The organism is Persicimonas caeni (assembly GCF_006517175.1).
Classification (GTDB): Bacteria; Myxococcota_A; Bradymonadia; order Bradymonadales; family Bradymonadaceae; genus Persicimonas; species Persicimonas caeni.
On sequence record NZ_CP041186.1, the window covers coordinates 7,738,660 to 7,758,894 of the forward strand.

22 protein-coding genes are annotated in these 20,235 nt (G+C 62.8%); 2 read left to right on the top strand and 20 right to left on the bottom strand.

The window, feature by feature from the left end; translation table 11 throughout:
• Positions 1–2 precede the first annotated feature (2 nt).
• Positions 3–1,736 (top strand): hypothetical protein, encoded by a 1,734-nt coding sequence (locus tag FIV42_RS28765; protein WP_141201038.1) that lies wholly within the window; start codon positions 3–5, stop codon positions 1,734–1,736.
• A 23-nt stretch (positions 1,737–1,759) separates the two neighbouring features.
• Here FIV42_RS28765 and FIV42_RS28770 read toward each other — a convergent pair whose 3' ends face one another.
• Positions 1,760–2,122, bottom strand: coding sequence for a hypothetical protein (locus FIV42_RS28770; protein ID WP_141201039.1), 363 nt, complete (start codon positions 2,120–2,122; stop codon positions 1,760–1,762).
• Between the two features lie 114 nt (positions 2,123–2,236).
• Positions 2,237–2,431 (bottom strand): TIGR04563 family protein, encoded by a 195-nt coding sequence (locus FIV42_RS28775; RefSeq protein ID WP_141201040.1) that lies wholly within the window; start codon positions 2,429–2,431, stop codon positions 2,237–2,239.
• Positions 2,432–2,581: 150 nt separating this feature from the next.
• Here FIV42_RS28775 and FIV42_RS28780 point away from each other — a divergent pair, with 150 nt between their 5' ends.
• Positions 2,582–3,427, top strand: coding sequence for a TIGR02757 family protein (locus FIV42_RS28780; protein ID WP_141201041.1), 846 nt, complete (start codon positions 2,582–2,584; stop codon positions 3,425–3,427).
• Here the strand turns inward: FIV42_RS28780 and FIV42_RS28785 are convergent, their stop codons facing one another.
• The 18 genes from FIV42_RS28785 to FIV42_RS28865 form a co-directional block, all read right to left on the bottom strand.
• On the bottom strand, positions 3,428–3,679 hold the full coding sequence (locus FIV42_RS28785; protein WP_141201042.1) for a hypothetical protein: 252 nt from the start codon (positions 3,677–3,679) through the stop codon (positions 3,428–3,430).
• The gene (locus tag FIV42_RS28790) at positions 3,666–4,280 is read right to left on the bottom strand and encodes a CPBP family intramembrane glutamic endopeptidase (RefSeq protein ID WP_141201043.1); all 615 of its coding nucleotides are present in this window, start codon (positions 4,278–4,280) and stop codon (positions 3,666–3,668) included. The genes FIV42_RS28785 and FIV42_RS28790 overlap by 14 nt, the downstream gene beginning before the upstream one ends.
• Positions 4,281–4,301: 21 nt before the next feature.
• Positions 4,302–4,781 carry a hypothetical protein gene (locus FIV42_RS28795; protein ID WP_141201044.1) on the bottom strand — a complete coding sequence of 160 codons (480 nt, stop codon included), beginning with the start codon at positions 4,779–4,781 and terminating at the stop codon, positions 4,302–4,304.
• Between the two features lie 119 nt (positions 4,782–4,900).
• Positions 4,901–5,416, bottom strand: coding sequence for a tRNA (adenosine(37)-N6)-threonylcarbamoyltransferase complex ATPase subunit type 1 TsaE (tsaE, locus tag FIV42_RS28800; RefSeq protein WP_141201045.1), 516 nt, complete (start codon positions 5,414–5,416; stop codon positions 4,901–4,903).
• Positions 5,417–5,428: 12 nt separating this feature from the next.
• Positions 5,429–5,716: a hypothetical protein gene (locus FIV42_RS28805; protein WP_141201046.1), complete on the bottom strand. Its 288-nt coding sequence runs from the start codon at positions 5,714–5,716 to the stop codon at positions 5,429–5,431.
• Between the two features lie 24 nt (positions 5,717–5,740).
• On the bottom strand, positions 5,741–7,636 hold the full coding sequence (locus tag FIV42_RS28810; RefSeq protein ID WP_168211011.1) for a protein kinase domain-containing protein: 1,896 nt from the start codon (positions 7,634–7,636) through the stop codon (positions 5,741–5,743).
• A 173-nt stretch (positions 7,637–7,809) separates the two neighbouring features.
• Positions 7,810–8,409 carry a nuclear transport factor 2 family protein gene (locus FIV42_RS28815; RefSeq protein WP_141201048.1) on the bottom strand — a complete coding sequence of 200 codons (600 nt, stop codon included), beginning with the start codon at positions 8,407–8,409 and terminating at the stop codon, positions 7,810–7,812.
• A gap of 111 nt (positions 8,410–8,520) precedes the next feature.
• Positions 8,521–10,167, bottom strand: coding sequence for a DUF4388 domain-containing protein (locus FIV42_RS28820; protein ID WP_141201049.1), 1,647 nt, complete (start codon positions 10,165–10,167; stop codon positions 8,521–8,523).
• 83 nt (positions 10,168–10,250) lie between these two features.
• Positions 10,251–12,005: a HEAT repeat domain-containing protein gene (locus FIV42_RS28825; protein WP_141201050.1), complete on the bottom strand. Its 1,755-nt coding sequence runs from the start codon at positions 12,003–12,005 to the stop codon at positions 10,251–10,253.
• A gap of 157 nt (positions 12,006–12,162) precedes the next feature.
• Positions 12,163–12,642 (bottom strand): hypoxanthine phosphoribosyltransferase, encoded by a 480-nt coding sequence (gene hpt / locus FIV42_RS28830; RefSeq protein WP_246099115.1) that lies wholly within the window; start codon positions 12,640–12,642, stop codon positions 12,163–12,165.
• A gap of 169 nt (positions 12,643–12,811) precedes the next feature.
• Entirely contained in the window at positions 12,812–13,624 is an 813-nt protein-coding gene (locus tag FIV42_RS28835) for a uracil phosphoribosyltransferase (RefSeq protein ID WP_222615338.1), read from the bottom strand.
• Between the two features lie 2 nt (positions 13,625–13,626).
• The gene (locus tag FIV42_RS28840; protein ID WP_141201053.1) at positions 13,627–14,214 is read right to left on the bottom strand and encodes a thymidine kinase; all 588 of its coding nucleotides are present in this window, start codon (positions 14,212–14,214) and stop codon (positions 13,627–13,629) included.
• A gap of 130 nt (positions 14,215–14,344) precedes the next feature.
• Positions 14,345–14,971 (bottom strand): hypothetical protein, encoded by a 627-nt coding sequence (locus FIV42_RS28845; protein WP_141201054.1) that lies wholly within the window; start codon positions 14,969–14,971, stop codon positions 14,345–14,347.
• A gap of 3 nt (positions 14,972–14,974) precedes the next feature.
• Complete coding sequence (locus tag FIV42_RS30450) at positions 14,975–15,133, bottom strand: hypothetical protein (protein ID WP_168211012.1); 159 nt, start codon at positions 15,131–15,133, stop codon at positions 14,975–14,977.
• A gap of 104 nt (positions 15,134–15,237) precedes the next feature.
• Positions 15,238–16,077, bottom strand: coding sequence for a diaminopimelate epimerase (dapF, locus tag FIV42_RS28850; protein ID WP_222615339.1), 840 nt, complete (start codon positions 16,075–16,077; stop codon positions 15,238–15,240).
• A gap of 118 nt (positions 16,078–16,195) precedes the next feature.
• Positions 16,196–16,591, bottom strand: coding sequence for a PilZ domain-containing protein (locus FIV42_RS28855; protein WP_168211013.1), 396 nt, complete (start codon positions 16,589–16,591; stop codon positions 16,196–16,198).
• Positions 16,592–16,821: 230 nt separating this feature from the next.
• Complete coding sequence (locus FIV42_RS28860) at positions 16,822–18,693, bottom strand: AMP-dependent synthetase/ligase (protein WP_168211014.1); 1,872 nt, start codon at positions 18,691–18,693, stop codon at positions 16,822–16,824.
• A gap of 86 nt (positions 18,694–18,779) precedes the next feature.
• A complete protein-coding gene (locus FIV42_RS28865; protein ID WP_141201057.1) occupies positions 18,780–20,063 on the bottom strand; it encodes a hypothetical protein in 1,284 nt (427 codons plus the stop codon).
• Between the last annotated feature and the right edge of the window lie 172 nt (positions 20,064–20,235).

The window sequence follows — 20,235 nt, forward strand, 5'->3', positions numbered from 1 at the left end:
AGATGATGTATTCGAGGCTTCAAAACACCACGATGCTCGCCGTCATCGGCACGCTGGGACTGGTGCTAACCGGTTGCGCAGAGAATGCGACGAGTGGCGCGTCGACGGTCGGCGGAGTGGATAATTGCGCAGTCGACTCCGATTGCCCCGGCGGTCAAATGTGCCGTGCGGGATTCTGTTCGACGCGCGGCAGCGCAGCCACCGACATCAACTTTCGTTTCTTGCCGTCCAACACGACCGGCTTTCTGCCGCAGTACCGTGAGAACGTGCGCGTGCAGGCCGATGATTCGGTCGATTTCCTGTTGCAGCGCGGCGTGACCGTCAGCAGCGGAGGGGCCAGCGGCAACGCCGAGCAATCGGGCGGGATTCGCTACGCTGACTCCACCACCCCGGGCGGTCCCGATGGCACCCTTCTTTTCCGACCCCAGGACGCCTCCGACGGGCTATTCATCCGTCAGGCCCACGTCGACGACGGGCGCTTCGACACGACCGTCAATCCTGGCGTCTACACGGTGACGTTCGTTCCTGACGAGAGCGACAAGTTGCCCAAAAAGACTTGGCGAAGACGAGAGTTCAACAGCAACACGGTGCTCTCGCTCTCCGTGCTCCCTTCGAGCGAGTATCTCGTGGTCGATGGTCGCCTATCGCGCGAGATTGTGTGGCCTGACGGCACGTCCGGAACAGATGAGTCGGTGAACAACGTGCGCGTGTATGCGCTGTCGACGTCCGGCGAATATAGCAGCACCGAAGTCATCCCAACGGCCAATGGCGAGTTTGACCTGCGCGTCGCCCCCGAGACCGGCACCTATGACCTCTACGTCGTTCCCGCCAGCTCGGAGTCGATGGTTCCCAGCGTTCGCTTCGACGCCGCATTCGACGCGTTGGCGACCAAATGTGTGACCAGCAGCACTCAAGGTGGCGGTGAGGTGTGCGCGTGGAGTGGAAGCCTCGGCGCCTACCCTGCCGAGCCCGCCACGGTCAGCGTCCAACTCGTAGCCCCGGACGGATTCAGCAGTGAGGACAACTGGCAGGGAACGAGCCTCGTCGTCCGCGGTCCGCTCGGACGCGGCAATTTCGCGCGCAGGTTCTCTGCAGACAACGAAGGCAAATTCGAGCTGACGCTCTTTCCCGCCGATTGGTCCTTCGACGAGCTCCGGCAATACACCCTCGAGGTCATCCCCCCGGCGCGCTCACCATTCGTGCGCAAGACCTTCGAGCTGACCGGCGCCATCGGCACGGACGTCACGCACCGCTTCGAGCTCGATCTCAAAGAGCGCGTGACGGGCTCGGTGCTCGATGCCGGGGGAAATCCCATGGCCTCGGCCGAACTCGAATTCCGCCTCGACTCCGACGCGTACTCCGAAGACGAGCACCTCGACGAACGCGCCATCACGGTGACGACCGATGAGGAGGGCCGCTTCGAGGCCTGGCTCGAACCGATGCGTTACGATGTGCACGTGGTGCCGCCAGAAAGCTCCGGCCAGCCGCGCACGATCGCCCAGGCCGACGTCTCTGCGCTCCGCACGGGTGAACCGCTGCAGATCGAGCTTCCCCGCCCGACCGTGCTCGTCGGCTCAGTCTTCGGCGCGGAAAGCTCTGACGGTGACGATATCGCCGGGGTCGGCGACGTGAGCGTAGAAGCCTACCGGGTCATCGACGGGCGTACCGTCATCCTGGGCAAGGCGCGGACAGATGCCGACGGACGCTTTCGAATGGTCGTCTCGTCAGAACTCTGAGCTCCCCCCGTTTTCGACACAATCTATTTCTCGAGCAGATCTTGGCGGGTCTCCGCCAACATGTCGTACAGCGTGGGATGGTCTTCCTGACAGCGCACCAGCCAAGCGCGGTACGGCTCGTCCCATTTGCCAGTGAGCGACTCTTGCTCGCCGGCCTGGACGAGTAGGCGCCGCGCCTCTTCCTTACAGTCGACGGTGCGCTGGTCGCGCGTGACGGGTCGACCGGTGACGGGATCCCAGATGCGGTCGTTGCTGATGCCCGAACCTACCCCGATGAGCATCGGGATGAAGATCAGAAGTCCACCTCCCATAAAGACAACGTAGCCCAACCGCCGCACGATTTTGGCGGTGCGCTCCTTGATCTCTTCACGGGTTGGCTCCGACATGGCTTACACGATGGAAGAAGTGTGGCGCCCCGCCGCTTTCATGGCGGGGCAGACATCGTTGCTCTGGGTGGGTCGGTTGTAGCGGATTGTGGGGCTTCGGTAAACCCACAGGCGTCACTCGGCTGCGCCCTCCCAGTTGCCCTCTTGGAGCTCGACGACGCCGGGCATCGACTCGATTTGCTCACGCGCGATGCGCCAGGCCATCTCGATGATCCAACTCATCGAGCGATCGTGGCGAAGCGCCTCTCGCTTGGTTTCGTTGACCAGATTTTCGGGGAAGTACAGGGTCAGCTTTTTCTTCGAAGCCATTGAGCGTCTCCAGAACCAACTACTATCGGTTTACAGCGGTGTTTCTAAGCGGTTGTCGTCGCGTGTCCTACACTGTACGACGACCACGGTCCTCACCTTACGTGAGCTGAGCCGACCGTCAAAAAATTAGTGGAAGCAATTGAGGCAAAGATGCTGGACGAACAACAGGCGCAAAAACTTAAACCGCTACTCGAAGAGTTGATGCGCGAGTGCGACTACGTCGAGCGCCGTCGGCACGACCCCGTCGAGTTTGCGTGGGAGTACAAGGAGCGCCTCGACCGTGAGCTGGTCGCGCTTTTGTCGAGTTGTCTGGCTTACGGTCGTGTCGAGCTGCTCAAAGCCGGTGTTAAAGTGATACTCGAACTCTTGGGGCCTCGCCCTACTCTGGCGGTCGACGAGATGGGGCCGGACGCGCTCGCCGGCGAGCTCGGTGAATTTGTGTATCGCATGACGAAGGGAGCCGACGTCGTCGATCTGCTGATCGCAATTCGGAAGGTTCAAAGCGAGTACGGCTCGCTGGAAGCAGCGTATGCGAGCGCGCCCGAAGATGACCATTTGTCGCGGGCGAGCTTTCTGGTGCAGAAGCTACGCGCCGCTCGCGTCCGCGATGAATTCGTGCGCGGTCTGCGCTACCTCTTGCCGGATCCGGCAGACGGGAGCACGTGCAAGCGGCTGCATCTCTTCTTTCGCTGGATGGGGCGCGGGCCCGATGGCATCGACTTGGGAACCTGGGAGGTGCTCGACCCCGCCGACCTGATCATGCCGCTCGACACGCACACCAGTCGACTCTGTCGCTACATCGGGCTATGCGATCGCAAGAGCACAGATCTTAAAGCAGCACTCGAAGTTACCGAGTCGCTCCGCATGATGGACGCCGACGACCCGCTCAAATACGACTTTGCGCTATGTCATTTGGGGATTTCGGGAAGCTGCATCCACAAGCGCTCCGAGGAGCATTGTCCGAGCTGCCCGATCGAGAGTGTTTGCACGCTGTGACTACCGAAGCGTGATCACCTGCACGTCGAACCACTTCACGCCCATGACGAAGTGAGCGCCCGTGAGGCCGAGCACGGTCGTGGCGACGAAGATGAGCAGAAAGAAGCAGGCCAGTTCGTACCAGCTTCGGCCTTTGGAGAGCACGGCGACCACCGCGAGAGTCGTGAAGAACGAGATCGCCAAGACCCAGAGCATCAGCAGCGGCTGCACCGTGGTGATGATGGTATAGGGTTCGAAACTACTGCTGTTCATGTCCGGCCTTCAGGTGTCCGTACTTGCGACCGATCGACTGCAAATTGAAGAAGTTGATCGTGAAGTGTGCCAGTATCGGGGCGAGCACGTTTCCAGTGTACAGGTACATCCAGCCAAAGCCAGCACCGAGTACGACCGCCATGGCCGTCCAGGGCCAGAACTTCTTGATGTCCGGGCCGACGTGCATCAGTCCGAAGATGAGGCTTGCTGCGATGAGACCCGCCCAGTCGGCCCAGGCGCCGCTGAAGACGGCCTCGGTAAGGATCTGCTGGAGGAATCCGCGAAAGAGCAATTCTTCGCCGACGCCGCTGGCGAGCGCAAAGATGAACGCGTCACCGGTGCTCAGAGGCCCGAGGGTGCGTCCGAACTCGCGCCCGAGTTCCCTGGCCCACTCGGCTTTACGGTCGAGCACGTTGCTCGCCAGAACGACGACGATGCCGACGGCGACGCCGAGCACGGCGTCGAAGTAGACCGATGTGTCGTTGGCGTCGTGCCACACGAGTAGGTTGATGTCGCCGAAGATGCTCGCCAGCACCCAGGCCAACACGCCCAAAAAGGCGTAGAACGCGACGACAAATCCTACCGTGATACTTTTGTTCATGGGTGCGGCTCGTTTCGGAGGTCAGTCGGCGGGCGTCTCGGAGTCTTCCTCGCCCAACAAAGCGTCAGCCTCACGTTCCAAGCTCGGCTTACGGATCTGACCGCGGAAGCGAATCGTGGCCTTCTCGACCGGATAGAGCCGCCAGTCGACATGAAAGCGTTCCTGCCGGTCCTGGCGGAAAAATTCGTAGAGCTGCAGCTTCAAGAACTCGAGGGCGAGTTCCAAGAACCGCTCCGGGCTGTCGAGCTTCTCGGCCTTTTGGTCGGCCGCCAAGATCGACGCCTCGAGATCGAGGCGAAACGACTCGTCGGCGGAGGTCACCGCGATGGTGCCGTACACGTAGTCCTCGGACTGCTCGGCGTCGAGCTCCAGGCTTTCGCCGGGTTTCAAGAACGCAGAGAAGCGGGCGGTGAGCGCCTGACGAATGAGCTGCTTTTGGCGCGGCGCGAGCAATTCGACCTCGCGCTCGCCCTGCGATGTGGTGTTCTTACTGCTGGTCATAGTCGTCGAGCTTGTAAACGCGTCATTGAACGAGATGTAATCACGGTGGACTCGGCTGTCACGCCGCAAGGAGTCTGTCAAGGGCAACGTCTGTCGAGGCGTGGGTGTTCCGAGGGGCCTCAAGAAGTGAGGCGTTCGGAGATATCGGCGGCCACGGTGTCGAAGCCCGGGGTCGCCCACAGGCGCGCGGTGCGCTGGGAGTCGACCCGCTCCATCTCGAGGATCAGTCCCTCGCGAGGCCACGCCTCGGGGATGCGGTCGAGCCACTCGACACAGGTGATGGCGAAACCCGATTCGGCGTAGTCCCAGTAGCCGATCGACTCGAGCTCGTCGTAGGTCTCGAGCCTGTACAGGTCGACGTGGACCACCGGCGGGTCGGTCTCGTACTCGTTGAGGAGTGTGTAGGTGGGGCTGGTCGCCTCGGCGTCGGGGGCCAGCGTGCGCACCAGCGACTGGACCAGCGTGGTCTTGCCGGCGCCCAGGTTGCCGATCAGCCCGACAAACGCGCCGGCGTCCAGGCTCTGGGCGAGCGCCCTGCCCAGCCGACGCGTGACTTCTTCGTCGCTCAGGTCGAGGACCAGAGCCGGACTTTCGGGCAGGCCGAACGCCTGCGGGTCAAATTGGGGAGCGTCCATGAGAATGGTCGACTAGCCGTGGTGGAAGCCGGGACGCGCGTCGGCGGGACGCGCCTCGTAGTCATCTTGGCGCACGCCGAAGAGGCGCTCGACGTCGATGAAGTAGCGCTCCTCCTCGGTGGTCACCGACACGTAGTCGGTCGTAAAGCTGATGCGGCGCACGCGGTTGACGGGCATCAACGAGTCGCCGGCCTGCAAAAGCAGCGTGACGCGTTTGCCGGTCGGGATGAGAAGATCGCCGCCTTCCTTTTCGGCGTCGAATTGCTCGACGAGAATTTCTTCGAGAACTTCTGGAGTCATTTTTTATCCTTTATAAATTTCGAGTCATTGTACGCGAAGCGGGAACGTGACGCCCTTGTTGCTCACAGCGCCATGCTCCGGGAACTTCATCGAGCGGAAGCGACGCTTGAGGCACTGGCCGACCGGGCGGTTCGAGTATTTGCCCTCGCGAATCTTCACGCCACCGGTGGTACCCGACGGACGGATGAAGAACTGCACGGTCACACCCTTGAAGGATCGGTTGCTCTTGAGCTCCTGCATGATGCAGCCGCGAAGCTGGCCGAAGTTCGACATGATGATCTGGTTGATCTCGTAGTCGCTCAGGTGCTTCGAGGAGCCGGACATGCTGCCCATGTCGACCTCGGTGACCCCGCTACCGCCCCCAGAGCCGCTTCGGCGCTTGCCTCCGCGCTTTTTGGAGCGGCGCTTGATCTTGCGCGCGATTTCTTCCTCGCTTGCTTCGGGGTTGAAGATACTTGCCATCAGGTCTTTGTCCACCGCGACGGTCTGAAAGTCTTTGGGCGGCGGCAAGAACTTGTAGTCCATCGAGGCGAAGGCCTTCTCCATCGGCAGTGGCTCGGGGTCCGGCAGATTGAGGTACCAGATCACCTGCACGACGAGGACGACGACGCCGACGGCGACGCCGATCATGAGGCCCACGGAGGCGCCCTTCTTGACCTTTCGCTCCAGCTCGGCGCGGGCCTCGGCTTCGCGGCGGCGGCGCTCTTCACGCTTGGGGATATACTCCTCGACCTCGGCGCGGAACTCGTCCATTTCGCCCAGATCGACGCGATCTTGGGTGACGCGGTCGAGGACCTGCGTGTACTCGTCGATGTCGTCGGCGTAGAGCTGGTCGAGAACTTGCTGCTTTGTGAAGGGACCGTAGTCGAGGCCGTCCTTTTGGACGAGATAGCGCTCTTCGCCGTCGCTGTCGGCTTCGTCGTCGCCAAAGCCGGGCAAGTCGATGTCGAACAGGTCGCTGTCCTCGTCGCCCACGGCGCTGGGGCTATCGTCTTCGACGGCCGGCTCGATCGGGAGGCATCCCTCGGGAGGCGGTCCGCCCAGGGTCTCACCGGCTTCGCGAGCGGCGTCTTCGAAGGTGTCGCGGAAGACCCGCACGCTAGCGGGCCGGTTGGCCGGCGACGAATCGATACACGAAGCGATCAGGTTGACCAGCGAAGGCGGGTATTTGCCCATGCCGTCGAGAGCCAAGTGTCGCGCGCGCTTGCGGTCGTTCGGCAGCCCATTTTCGCTCAACAATTCAGCGGCGATCATGCCGAGGCTGAACAGATCGGCCGACGGCTTCAGGTCGGTCGGGTTCTGCGCGGCTTCCGGAGCCACGTAGATGCTGTCGACAAAGGGGCCAGTGCCCTTTTGCTGGGCAAGATACTCTCCAGCGATGCGGTCGAAGGTCAGGTTGCCGACCTTCACCACGCCTTTGTGGCTCAGGTAGATGTTGTACGGGGTCAGCACGCCGTGGGTGGTGCGCTTGTGGACCTCTTCGAGGGCATCACAGGCGTGCGCCAAGATGGTGAAGACATCGCGCAGCGCCAGCGTATCGCCGGCTTCACGTCGCTGAGCGACCACGCGCGAGACGCTCGAGCCGCGCACGTACTCCATGGCAACGAACATCTCGTCTTTGCCCGTCTTGCCCATGCCCAAAATCTTGGTCAGATTTTGGTGGCGGATGGAGCTGGCGACCTTGATGCGCTCGCGGAGCTTTCCAAAGGCCTCATCCCCCGGATAGGGCATCGACAAGACCTTGATGACGACCTGGCTGTCCTTGCCCTTTTCGTCACACAGGTAACTGATGGCGCCATCGGAGCTTCCCAAGTAGCGCTGGACGACGAACGCGCCGCCGACGGTGTCGCCGGTGCGAAGCGTGGTCGGCTCGGCCGGCGCCTCGGTGGCGTTGCGCACGCCCGGCGCGCGTTTGCTCATCGCTGGGCTCGGCGGTGGACCGGGAGGGCCCGACGGGGGCCCTGACGGCGGCCCCCCCTGAGGACCGGCGGGCCGCTTGGATGGCGGGCCCGCAGCCTTTGACTGCGTGGGCTTGGGGACGACCGGCTGGTCAGCGCCTTTATTGTTCGAGTCACTCATGAGCTCTTCAGGTCCTACTGCTGCTCGCCTTGTTGCCGCCCAGCATCTTGCTGCTGGTCGTGCTGCTGCTGGTCGTGCAGGCTGCCGCCGTCTGCGTCTGTCTCTTCGTCAGCCGAGGGCTGCTCCGGCTTATCCGCCGCTTGCCCTTCCGGCTTTGGCTCTTGTGCATCTTTCGGAGCCGGCTCCGATGCCTTTTGCTCGAGCGGCAGGTCGACATACCAGCGGTCGCCGCCCCAGATCATAGTCGCCTCACCTTCGCGGCCGTCGTGATAAACAAGCTCGAGGGTCACTTTTTGACCCTTGTCAGGCTTGGTCTCGAGCGGCTCTGCCAGATCGATATCCTTGATGTCGTACGGGTTATCGACCCGCCCGACCACCAGCATGTCGGCCTTGGCGGGCATGTCCTGCGCGTCGAGTTTGCCCTCGAGTTCATCGAGCGGCTTCGTCAGCACCTGACGGTCTTCCGGCGTGATCGTCTCGAAGGCAGTTTCGTATTCTCCGCGGTACCAATCCATCAAGAAATTCTCGAAGGAGGCGGCCGGGCCGGGCTCGTCCCAGGTGCTCTCTTTCTCGCACCCGGAGCCCGCAACGCTCACCGCGAGGGCGAGCATCATCGCGAGGACAACAAACTCGTCTGGAAAAATGCGTCTAAGCACTTTGTAAGCCTACCCTTGCGTGAATAAGATCGTCAAGATAGCAGCCGGTGCGGCCGAGCGCAGCTACGCTCACAATTCTTCATCCGGATCGGGCACTTCCACCGTCTGGGGCAACTGCTCATCGATCTCGAGTCCCTCGGGCACGAAAGTCTCGTCGAGAGCATCGGCGAACTCCGACGCGCCGCCAAGTAGCGCATCGTCGAGCAACGCGTCGACGTTGGCCGAGATTCCGTCGACGGGCCACGCGTGGCCACTTCCCTTATCGACGTCCATAAACGCGAACCGGCCGCCGCGGGCTTCGCTGAGCCCACGAATCAAGCGTACGGCACGCTCACGCCGCGCGTGTGCGAGGTCGTCCACCCCGACGAGCTGATCCTCGCGAAGTTGCATGAGAATCGGCGCGCCCAGCTCGTCGTTCAACGACTGCGCGAGCCGCTCATAAACCTCGTGGGCAATGCGGCCCTGCTCGAGCAAAATCTCGAGAAGAAGCGCGTCGTCGTCGCCCGACAGATTCTCGATGTCATCGAGTACCCCTCCATTGAGGTAAAGCACGTAGTCGTCGTCGCCAACGGAAAGTTCGAGTCGGCCTCTCAACTGACGGTCGCGTACCGTATTCAAGAGTGCCTCCAGATCGAGCGAGCTCAGGTCACCGCTGAAGCCCCGGCTGCCAGGAATTCGCTCGACTTCGGCGGCGGCTGCGCTCAGCCCGTCGGTGAAGATCGCGCGCAGGACTCGTCGCATATGGTCGGCCCGATCTCGCGGGCGAGCGGCCAGGCCGATGCGGCCCCACGAATTCGCCAGCAACTTGGCGACGCTCTCGATTTGTCGCTCGAGCTGCGGCGGAAGTTGAGCCACCGAGCCGTGCGAGGAGGGAGCGTCGTCGACCGGCGGCTCGGGAAACGGGCCCTCCTCGGAGACCTCGTCGAGCACACTGTCGGGCGCCATCACCGCGGGCGCGTCGGGCATCGTTTGGCTCAACGTGGGGCTTCGAAGCTGCTCGGGCGCCTCGACGATCGGCTCTTCCCAATCGAACTCGTCTTCAGCAACACTCGCCCGCTCCACTTCGCCGATAAACGACCCTCCGGCCGCCAACTCTTCGTGGACGTCTTCCAGGTCCTCGACGTCGAGCACAATGCTGCTGGAGGTGTCGATCTCGAGAAACTCGGCGCCCTCCTCTGCGTTCAGGTCGTGGGTGTCCATGAGCGCAGCGTCGAACTCGTCTTGGTCGTCCTGTCCCTCGGATTTCGGAGGAGCGCTCAAGGCTCCTTTTTCGAGGCCGAGCTCCTCTTCGAGCTTTTCGGCGTCTTCGAGGGTCAACCGCTGCGTCTCCGGGGTCGAATCTTCGTGCAGCCCCGGATACGCGGAGTCCAAGCCGGAAGCTGGGGCGGCTTCGTTGAGCCCGAGCAGATTGCGACACTGGGCGATGAAGCTGCTCGGCGAGAACGGCCGCTCGAGCCAATTGTCCTGCGCGTGCGACTCTCGTGACGGGCGCAACCCGCATACGAGCACCGGACGGTCCTCGGCGGTGTAGCTCGTCTGCAGCAGTTCGACCTCCTCGAGGCCGCTGTCGACGTCGACGATCAACAAATCGGCGAGCTCTTCATCGGCCTCCCCCATGACTTCAAAGCCCGATTCTTCGAGGGCTTCGGCCATCAAACGCCGGACGGTGGCGTTGCCCTCCCTCAGCTGGATTCGATGCGCTGTCGTCTCACTCATCGGTGCACTCTCCGAACAAAGAAACGGCCGACACGTACACTCGTGCCGGCCGTTTCTACTGTGTCACAATCGCGGCGATTAGGCTACTTCTGAGCCACGGCAGCCACGTTGTTCTCAAGCCACGCTCGCAGAAGCTTCATGCGGTAGTGGTCGAGCTTGTAAGCTCCGCCCTTGTCCTTCTCGTCTTCGAGAAGTTTGTCGATGGTGTCGACCATACTCTTGGTCGGCACGCGGTAGGCGGCGAAGGTGAGCACTTCACGCACTTCGAGGTTGTCGTGGGCCAGATTCTTGGCGACGACCGGGCCTGCTGCCTGTGGCGGCAGACGGCTCAGCTCGTAGGCGGCCTTCTTGGCGACGACTTTGTCCTTGCTGGCGAGCAGCTTACCGAAGCAGTCGGCCTGGTCGGCGGGCTTGCCCTTGGCCAAGCACTTGCCGCCCTCCTTGATGGCCGGGATGAAGCTCTCGTACTTCTTCTTGAGCTCCTTCTCCTTGGTGTTCTTGATCAGCGCCACGAGCCCGTCGAGGCCGTCGGCGTCGGTCAGGTAGGCGTAGGCCTGTGCCATCATCCAATTGAACTGGTAACGGTCCGTGATCGGCATCTCGCGCGGGGTGCCCTGCACCTGAACGGCGAGCTTCTCGAGGTCGGTGATCACGCCCTTTTCGGCCATCTCGAGCAGCGCGTCGGTGCCCGCGCGGTCACCCAGGCGGACCAGCGAGAACGCGGCGTCCTGGCGCAGCTGCAGCTCGACCTGGTAGTCGGTGATCTCGTCCCACTCTTCTTCGATCTTCTCCTTCTTGACGATGCCGGCGAGCACCTCGGTGGCTTTCTTGTCGCCGATATCGCCCAGGCCGTTGATGATCTCGCTGGTGGCCTGCGCCTCGGTCACGCGCCACTGGATGGCGTGCTGACCGGAGAGCTGCTCGGGGGCTTCCTTGGTCGAGTTGAGGTCGGCCAAAAACGGCTCGACGGCCTTGGAGGTCTTCAGCCCGCCCAAACGCACCGCGGCGACCGCCTTGGTGCGGTTGGCCGGGAACGAGAAGTTCGGCGGCTTGTTGTACTTGAGGAGCAGGTCTTGGACCTCCTTGTTCTCCCCTTTGAAGGTCTGAATCAGCAGCGGGACAGCCGGGCTGCCCAGCTGTTGGACGGCCAAGCCGCACTCTTTGGAGACGTTCTGGCCCTTCATGTTGCCCAAGAACAGGCCCTTGACGAGCGCTTGCTTGGCCGGCTCGTCGATGGACTGCGGGGTCTTCTGGGCGATCTCACCCATGACCTCGCAGCTGTAGGCGTGCAGCGCGATCGGGTAGTTGTCGACGTCGAGGTTGAGCGTCTCGGTCAACAGGCCGACCATCTGCGGGTCGGGCATGTGCGCGAACGCCTGCAGAAGTCCCTGCTTGAGCTCGTTGTCGTCGCTCGACTTGTAGAGCGCGATCATGTCCGGGATCGCCTCTTTGACACCGGCTTCGCCGAGCGCCGAAGCGGCAGCCGACGCGTAGCCGGTTGCGTTCTCCTGCACCTCTTTCATGTAGGCGTCTTTGGCCTCGGGCACACGAAGCTGCACGAGGATCTGCATGGCGTCCTTCTGGTTCTGGCCACCGTCGAGGTAGACCTTAGCCAGCGCGGGAGCGACCTTCTTCTTGGCCTCCTCGTCGAGCTCGCCGAGCTTCTGCAGCGCCAGCGTGCGTCCGGTCGGATCGTCCTCCATCAGGCGCTTGCTGATGTAGTCGGGGTTCTCCCAATCGGGCTGCTCACAGGCGGTGAGCGCCGGCACGAGGCATAGGGCGACCAGCGCGGCGGCGAGTTTGCGCCCGGCGGTCGTTTTCAATAGTGCGAGGTTCATCGACTCCTCCTTCTTCGGAATCCGTATGGAAGCGCGCCGGCGCCCCGGGAGTCGGGGGGCCGGTGCGGTACTTCATGCTGGTAATCAACAACTTTCAACGAGTTGCTGCATTGTTCGGCGAAGCGCTGCCGAGGTCAAGGGGCGCTTGTGCGTCCTCTTACTCGTCGTCAGCTTGGTCCTCTTCCTCGATCTGGGGCACGTAGCCGATATACGGCAGGTTGCGATACAACTCGGCGTAGTCGAGCCCGTAGCCGATGACGAACTTGTCGGGGATCTCGAAGCCGGTGTACTCGATGGGCACCTCGACCTTTCGGCCGGCCGGCTTGTCGAGCAGCGTGACCACCGACAGCGACTTCGGATGACGCGTCTGCAGGTTCTCGAGCAGGTACTTCATCGTCAGGCCGGTGTCGACGATGTCCTCGACGATCAACACGTTCTTGCCTTCGATGGGATCGGAGAGGTCCTGAGTCATGCGCACCACGCCGCTCGACTTGGTGCTGTCGCCGTAGCTGGACAGCCCCAGAAAGTCGACCGACAGGTCCAGGTCGATGTAGCGGACCAGGTCGGTCACGAACATGAAGCAGCCCTTGAGCACACCGATGATGTGGACTTGCTCGCCTTCGAAGTCGGCGGTGATTTGCTCGGCGAGTTCACGGTTGCGCTTGTCGAGTTCCTCGGCGCTGATGAGGACTTCGATGTCGTCTAGCAGATTGTCGATGGCGTACCTCTCTTAGTTAACGTCTCCAATAAACCCGCCACCCACAGCGGCTCGAGAAAGCCTCGAGCCCTCCGCGAGCAACTCTGGGCTAAATCCACGCGTTATTCATCAATTCGCCGAAGCCGCCGCCGCCAGGCACGATATAGTGCTTGTCGGTCAACCCGCTCTCCTCGTCCCAGCGCTCGCCGGGCACCGTGTCGAGCACCTCGTCGGGGCTCATACCCCGGTCGAGCCGGCAGGCGTACATGATCACGTCGGGGTGGTCATTCTTGAGGCGCCGGACGAACTCGGGGGTAAAGATCAGGTTCAGCGTAATCAGACGCAGCGGCTCGCCGCCGAAGGTCTCCTTGTAGTAGCTGATCGCCGTCGACAGCGACGAGCCGGTCGCGCCCATCGGATCGGGGAACAGCACAATGCGCCCGTCGACCGGCCCGCCGATCTTTTCGCCCGAGACCTTGGCGCCGACCACTTCGTCTTGCGGGTTGGTCACCCGGCTCATGATCAGGTGGTCTTGGCGGACGCGGACGGGGTTCATCAGCTCGTTGAGGTAGGTGTAGCAGACCTGCGAGGGCAAGATGCCGGCGCGAGCGATATCGACGGTGACCACCTCGGTCTCGTCGTCGATGAGCTCGCCGCGAAAGACCCCGCGGCGGGTATGCTCCTTCATGCGGCTGTGAACGGTCGCCTTTTTTCGGGGGAACTCGGTGTTGATGACCGAGATGAGCAGGCGCTGGTACAGAATCTCGATGAGCCGGTTGAACTGCGGCTGGCCCACATCCGGCGAGCACAGCTTGGCGAGCTGCGACAGCGCAAACGGATCGTTCAGGATATGAACGTTGTCGCCGTAGCGGTGCTCGATCTCGTTGAGGTTGTACGACAGATTCGAGTATTGAGAATCCACGGTCATGCCTCCTCGTTGGATAGCTGTTCGCTGTAGCCCTGGGCGAAGCAGCGCCGGCAGCGCGCCTCATACCGCTCGTCGGAGCCCACCAGGACCTGCTGGGGGTTGGTCGCCAGCCGGTAGCTTCGGTGTGCGGGGTTGCCGCACTTGACGCAGATCGCGTGCAGTTTGGTCACGTACTCGGCGGCCGCCAGAAGCTGGGGCATCGGGCCGAACGGCTCGGCGCGATAGTCTTGGTCGAGCCCGGCGACGATCACCCGGCACTGCTTCTGAGCCATCTCGTTGCAGAACTCGATGACGTCGAGGTCGAAGAACTGGACCTCGTCGATCCCGATGACCTCGACGTGCGCGTCGAGCTGCTCACGCATCTCGCCGACATCGGCGACCGGGTAGCTCGGTAGCGCTTGTTTGCTGTGGCTGACGATCGACTCGGCGTCATACCGGTCGTCGATTTTCGGCTTGAAGATCTGCAGATTCTGACGCGCGTACTGGGCGCGTTTGAGCCGACGGATGAGCTCTTCGGTCTTCCCGGAGAACATCGGCCCGCAGATGACCTCGATCCAACCGACATCGCGAGGTTGAATAATCATGTTCGGCGGCGCACGGAGGCGGGGGGACAACTACACAAATTCGACGCGGCTGATCTTTAGTCGCCGAGTCGAATTGCTGCAAGGGTCGGAATAAAAAACGAGACTTTGTTGTCGGATGGGCCCCTCTGCTCTAGCCTTCCAACTCCGGGAAATACTTCAAGAGTAGCCCACCGACCTCGAGCCCGAGCGAAAGATCCCCTTTGATCTTGACCCGGTTCTCCAAGTCCTTGGGGCGCACGTCGCCGCGGGCGAGCTCCTCGCCCATCTCGAAGGTGGCGCCGATGCGCAGGCTGGGGGCGCCGGCCGGCATCTCGTAGTCGTTGAGGATGAGGTGGACGACGATGGGCTGGTCGAGGTCGTCGGCGCTCAGGTCCAGGACGAATTCGCCATCGTAGCGCTCGAACTCGTCGAGAAACTCGCGGGTGACCTTGCGTGGCACGTCGGTGTCGTTGGCGCGCTTTTCGGCGAGCTTGGCGACCTCGAGCACGTGGCGCTTGAAGTCTTCCCAGCGCGCTGCCTCCCCGGCGACGGTGACCACCGGAAAGTCGATCATCTCGTCGGCCTCGACCTCGCAGCCGTCGGGGCGGAACTCGTAGGTGTACTTCTCGTCCGTGTCGGTCAGGTGGACCGAGACGATGACGGGCGTGTCGTAGGCCGAGGCGAACAGTTCCCGGCGCGCCTCGAAGAGCGCGGGGACGTGCTCGAGGAAGAAGGTCTCGGTGTCGACTCCGGGGGCCAGCGCGTCTTCGAGGTTCATGGTCTAGTCTTTCTTCTTGAGGTTAATGGTCGACCAGAGCATCGCGCAGGTAATGCCCATAAAGAACATGTTGCCTGCGACCAGTGCGCGTCCGTCACACGCGCTCAGAGTCAACGCCACCAGAGCCAACGCCCACACTTTATACATCGTTCGTCCTGTCATCGCTCGTCCTTGACCGCTCTTGTCGCCACCCGTGGCGAATCTCGTGTCCACTGCCAATGCTTGCTCGTTTCTTACCTGCTGGTTCGTTGCTGATTGCAGACTTGTTAGCGTTGTGAAGTCAGCCAGTCGTCGGTGATTTCGCCGCAAAAGACGTACTCGACCGGTCCCGTCATCCAGACGACGCCGTCGCGAAGCTCGATGCGCAACACGCCGCCGGGAAGTTCGACCTCGACGGGGGCGTCGGCGTGGCAAAGACCGGCGTCGATGGCAGCCACGGCCGCGGCGCAAGCGCCTGTGCCGCATGCCTGGGTGCGCCCCACGCCGCGCTCGTAGACGTCGACGCGAATCGCCTGCGGGCCGGTCTGCTCGACGAACTCGACGTTGACACCCTCGGGAAACTCGGGGTGTGCTGCGTTGAGTAGCTCGCCGATCGCATCGATGGTCTCGATGGGGGCTGCCTGAAAGGTCACCGCGTGCGGGTTTCCCATGTCGACCTTGACCAATTCGGCTGTGAACCCGTCGTGGTCGACATGTGCCGGCTCGGCATCGAGCTTGGCCTCGCCCATTTCGACGGCGACCTGCCAGGTGCCTGCGCCCTGCTCTTCTACGCGACACGGGCGCGGCCCGGCGTCAGACACGATGGTGAGCGCGTCGGCACAGAAACCTTCGACTTGCACCAGGTGGCGCACCACGCAGCGCACGCCGTTTCCACACATTTCGGGGCGCGAGCCATCGCGGTTAAAGATGACCATGCGCGCCTGAGCGTCTTCGAACTCGGAGAGCACGAGCACGCCGTCGGCGCCGACGCCGCGGTTGCGGTCGCACAGCGCCTCGACATGGGCTTCGACGTCGGGGGCGTCGGCTTCGCGCACCACGACAAAGTCGTTGCCAAGACCGTGGTATTTGAAGATCGGAAAGGACTTCACCGGTGGAAAACGGCTCACTTCTACAACGCGTGTGTTTTAACGGCCCACTTCATATGCCGGACGTGCCAAAAACTCAACCCAAAAGGCGCATTTAGCCGGGAAAAACCCCGGACCGAGGCGCCGCCGGGTCGCGCGGCTAAGCTCCGGCGACCACTGCACACAGTTCGTGCCAGGTCTCTTCTTCGGTGTCGACGAACTCGTATCCCATGCCGGGTCGAAGGTCGGCACCGGCGAACATATCATCGTCCTGAGGCTCTTCGACGCGTGCGACGCGCGCCCGAATGCGAAAGATCCCCTTGTCCTCGACACCGAAGATGAGCGTGTGCTCCTCGCCGATCTCGAAGAGGAAGTCCGAGCGCACAAAGATGCCCGTGGGGCTGATATCGACGCTGTCGAGCGGGATCTCCCAGCCCTCGCTGTCCTGGACGACGACGTTCGTCTCCAGTTCGCGCCGGTTGTAGCGGCGAAGCCCAGCGAAGGAGGGCTTGGCTTGCGGCGAGCGTCGAATATGCGTGTAGGGTGAGCCGAACATGGGGACCTCCGTATCCATTCGAGCGGTGCGACGTCCGTGTCGCGTCAATTTCAAACAGCCAATGATGTTCACGTGGGTTGCCCGAGAGAGCCGACAGGCGGCGCACGTCCTTGTGCGCCCTTTGCCATCCTTGGCAAGCCTGCCGACTCTTTCTCGCGATGCTTTCAAGCGGTTCTAAGCAACGCCTCGGTGCAATACCTACATCCACCGTACATCACGTTGGAGGGCCGTCAAATTTTTTGGGGCGGGGCCTGAGCGGGCTTGTAGAGGGTATCGACCACGTCACGGTACTTCTGGAGGACGGCGCGGCGGCGCACTTTGCCTGTCGGGGTGAGCTCGCCAGCTTCGGCGCTGAGAGGCTCGGGGAGGATGTGAAATCGACGCACGGTCTCGAAGTGAGGGAGCGCCTCGTTCAGTTTGGCGATCTCGCGAGCGACCTGCTCGCGGATTTGAGGGTGGTCGGCGAGCTCGGCGCGCGTCTCGAAGCTGATGCCGTGCTGGATGGCCCAGGTCTCAGCGGTCTCGTCGAGGGTGATCATGGCGGAGATGAACGGCCGGTCGTCGCCGCAGATGACGGCCTGGTGGATGAACTGGCACTCGTTCAGACGAGTCTCGAGCTGTTCGGGAGCGACGTTCTTACCGCCGGAGGTCACGATGAGGTGCTTCTTGCGCCCCGTAATGTAGAGGAAGCCGTCGCGATCGAAGCGGCCGAGGTCGCCGGTGTGGAACCACCCCTCCTCGGCGTCGACTGCAGCCGCGGTCTGGTCTTCGAGGCCGTGGTACCGGCGCATGACCATTGGCCCGCGCACGAGCACCTCGCCGTCCTCGGCGATCGTCAGGTCGACACCCGGCAGCGGCTTTCCGACACTGCCGAAGCGAAAGTCGTCAGGCAGGTTGAGCGTGGAAACCGCCGCGGTCTCCGTCAACCCGTAGCCCTCCAAGATGAGGATGCCGGCGGCGTGAAAGAATTCGGCGAGGTCGGCGCGAAGCGGCGCGCCGCCGCAGAACAGAAAGCGCACGTTGCCGCCGAACAACTCTCGAATCCGGTCGAAGACGACCGTGCGGTACAGCTTGTCTTCCAGTCGGTCGAGCGGGCCGAGCGCCCTGCCCTGCTGACGCAGGCGGCTAAACTCCTTGCCGCGGCGCATCGCCCGCTCGAACAGCGAGCTGTCCGGGCCGGCCATGCGGTCACGCTCCGAGAGAAGCTGGGCGTGAATCTTCTCGAAGATTCGCGGCACCCCGGCGAAAAAGGTCGGGCGCACCTCCCGAAGGTTGGTGACGACCGACGGCAGGTTCTCGGCGAACGCCGTTTGCACGCCCGTTCCAATGGCCGCCAAAAAGAGCATTTTCGCGAAGATATGAGCCAGGGGTAAAAAGAGGAGCTGGCGATCGTCGGGGGTGAGCACCCCCAGTTGAGCGATGGCATCGACCTCGGCGGCGAGGCTCGCGTGGGTATGCTCGACCCCTTTGGGGGTGCCGGCGGTACCCGAAGTGTAGATAATCGTCGCCAGGTCCGCGGCGTCGACGCCCTGGCGTCGGTCGGCCACGTAGCGATGGTCCTCGGCCACACGTCGCCGCCCGACGGCTGCGAGCGCATCGAAACTCGCGATCCAGTCGTCGTCTGCGTCGATGACCTCCTCGAGCCGCACCTGTCGCCTGCCCTTCCAGTCCGGATTGGCCAGCACGGCGGCGTGGTCGAGGTAGACGACATGTCGTAGGCAAGAGAGCGCCTCGCGCATCTGGACCAGCTTGTCGAGCTGGCTCGGATCTTGGACGAAGGCCACCTGCGCCTGGCTGTCGCGAATGATGTGGGCGCATTGCTCGGGGAGCGTCGACGGGTAAATCGGCACGATCACGGCCCCCGTCATGGCCACCGCCATATCGATCCACACCCACTCGATGCGCGTGTCGGAGAGCACGCATATGCGGTCACCCGGCTCGACGCCCAGGTCGATGAGTCCGGCGGCGAGACGCTCGGTCTGCTCCCACCACTCCTTCCATGACTGCTCTTCCCACTCGCCGTTTTGCTTGTGGAGCAGCGCTGCGCGCGGTCCGAATTCGTTGACCCTGCGTTTGAACAGCTCGAGAATGGTCTCAGTCATCTTTTTCATTCCTCACAAACAAAGACCCACGCCAGTTACGACGTGGGTCTCGATCTTGCGGCTCGGGCAGGTATACCCGGTCGAGTTTAGAAGTTGAGCAACGGCGCCGAATCTTGCGAGCCGAGCTCTTTGAGCTTCGTCATCATGGTACCGCGGTAGTTCTCGAACTTCAGCAACTGGCGCTGGATACGCGCCACGCGCTGCTGGTAGCGCTTCAGCGCATTCGGGCCGCCGGTGTCGAGGATGTCTCCCTTGGGCAGCGGCAAGATGCCCTGAATGTTGGTCTTCACGGTGCGGTCGCTGTTGAGCAGCTCGACCTCGATTTTGCCGTCATCGTCCTTTTCGAGCTCCGAAACGGTCACCAGGCGCCCCTGCTTGGGCATGTAGTCTTCGCTGCCGCTGCGCTGGGCCAGGTGGTCGTAGTCAAAGAGCACCGCGAAGCGGTCCTTCTTGACGACTTCGTTGCCCTTGACCAACTGCTCGAGCTCTTTCTTGTCGGCCTTGGTCGCCTTGGCGTGCTCGTCGAGCATCTGCTCGAGCATGCTGGCGTCGACGGTGTAGCTCGTCACGTAGTCGATGATTTCCGGGCCGAGGAGCAGGCGGTTGCCGCCCAAAAGGTTGCCGTCGGGGGCAATCTCGAGGTCGGCGAGCTTTTGGTTGAGCTCGTAATCGGGCTCGGTCGGCTTGAACTGACCAATCAGCTTCTTGGCCTCGTCGAGGGTAGCCACCTTGGGCTTGAGCGCCTCGTGAATCCGTGCCGCGTCGTCACTGCGCGCGTTGTAGATCTCGCGGTTCTGCATCGAACTCGATGCGACCCAGCCGAAGATCACGCCGACGAGCAGCAGGCCAACCATCAGAATGACGGTGGCCGGCGAGAACGTCGAGCCACCGGCGGCCTTGAGATCTTCGTCGTCCAGCTGGATATCAGCCGCGGGTTTCCGCGAGGCAGTCGAGCTGCTCGAAGTCGCGGACGAAGACGTCGACGGACCCGACGGCTGGGAAGGCTTCGACGGTTGCGGTCGCTGCGCGGCGGGTTGAGCCGAACGCGGCGGCGCCGACTGCGCGCCGGGAGGCGGCCCCTGTGAGCCAGGAGGCGGGCCGGATGCCCCGGGGGGCGGCCCAGCCTGGGGGCCGCCGTGCGGCGGGCCTGCCTGAGCGGGTCCACCTTGCGCTGGGCCGGCCTGCGCCGGACCAGCAGGTCCCGGGCCGTCGGCCGGCGTCTGCGACCCCGGCGCGGCTGCCGCCGGACCGCCTTGCGGCTGACCCGGCGCCGGTTGCGCCTCTTCGGTTTCTTTGGCCGCGCCCTGCTTTTTCAAGCCGAGGCGCGCCTTCAGGTCAGAAAGATCTGGCTTATTCTTGCCCTGTGCCAACAAGTCCTCCTCAAGCCGTCGTCATTACGCCGAAAAACCGGCGTTTTGAGACTTTCGCGGGTGCCGCGAATTACGGTTGTTTCAGCTAGGAATGTCCGCTACAAGCTATCGCAGCCCGCGCTCGTGCGTCAAGCTATCTTGGGCCCAAGCTGGCTGGTCGGGTCACCGAGTG

Coding starts and splice junctions, on each gene's coding strand:
- FIV42_RS28765 (WP_141201038.1), top strand. CDS start 3: ATGATGTATTCGAGGCTTCAAAACACCACGATGCTCGCCGTCATCGGC.
- FIV42_RS28770 (WP_141201039.1), bottom strand. CDS start 2,122: ATGTCGGAGCCAACCCGTGAAGAGATCAAGGAGCGCACCGCCAAAATC.
- FIV42_RS28775 (WP_141201040.1), bottom strand. CDS start 2,431: ATGGCTTCGAAGAAAAAGCTGACCCTGTACTTCCCCGAAAATCTGGTC.
- FIV42_RS28780 (WP_141201041.1), top strand. CDS start 2,582: ATGCTGGACGAACAACAGGCGCAAAAACTTAAACCGCTACTCGAAGAG.
- FIV42_RS28785 (WP_141201042.1), bottom strand. CDS start 3,679: ATGAACAGCAGTAGTTTCGAACCCTATACCATCATCACCACGGTGCAG.
- FIV42_RS28790 (WP_141201043.1), bottom strand. CDS start 4,280: ATGAACAAAAGTATCACGGTAGGATTTGTCGTCGCGTTCTACGCCTTT.
- FIV42_RS28795 (WP_141201044.1), bottom strand. CDS start 4,781: ATGACCAGCAGTAAGAACACCACATCGCAGGGCGAGCGCGAGGTCGAA.
- tsaE (WP_141201045.1), bottom strand. CDS start 5,416: ATGGACGCTCCCCAATTTGACCCGCAGGCGTTCGGCCTGCCCGAAAGT.
- FIV42_RS28805 (WP_141201046.1), bottom strand. CDS start 5,716: ATGACTCCAGAAGTTCTCGAAGAAATTCTCGTCGAGCAATTCGACGCC.
- FIV42_RS28810 (WP_168211011.1), bottom strand. CDS start 7,636: ATGAGCAAACGCGCGCCGGGCGTGCGCAACGCCACCGAGGCGCCGGCC.
- FIV42_RS28815 (WP_141201048.1), bottom strand. CDS start 8,409: ATGATGCTCGCCCTCGCGGTGAGCGTTGCGGGCTCCGGGTGCGAGAAA.
- FIV42_RS28820 (WP_141201049.1), bottom strand. CDS start 10,167: ATGAGTGAGACGACAGCGCATCGAATCCAGCTGAGGGAGGGCAACGCC.
- FIV42_RS28825 (WP_141201050.1), bottom strand. CDS start 12,005: ATGAACCTCGCACTATTGAAAACGACCGCCGGGCGCAAACTCGCCGCC.
- FIV42_RS28840 (WP_141201053.1), bottom strand. CDS start 14,214: ATGATTATTCAACCTCGCGATGTCGGTTGGATCGAGGTCATCTGCGGG.
- FIV42_RS28845 (WP_141201054.1), bottom strand. CDS start 14,971: ATGAACCTCGAAGACGCGCTGGCCCCCGGAGTCGACACCGAGACCTTC.
- FIV42_RS30450 (WP_168211012.1), bottom strand. CDS start 15,133: ATGACAGGACGAACGATGTATAAAGTGTGGGCGTTGGCTCTGGTGGCG.
- FIV42_RS28855 (WP_168211013.1), bottom strand. CDS start 16,591: ATGTTCGGCTCACCCTACACGCATATTCGACGCTCGCCGCAAGCCAAG.
- FIV42_RS28860 (WP_168211014.1), bottom strand. CDS start 18,693: ATGACTGAGACCATTCTCGAGCTGTTCAAACGCAGGGTCAACGAATTC.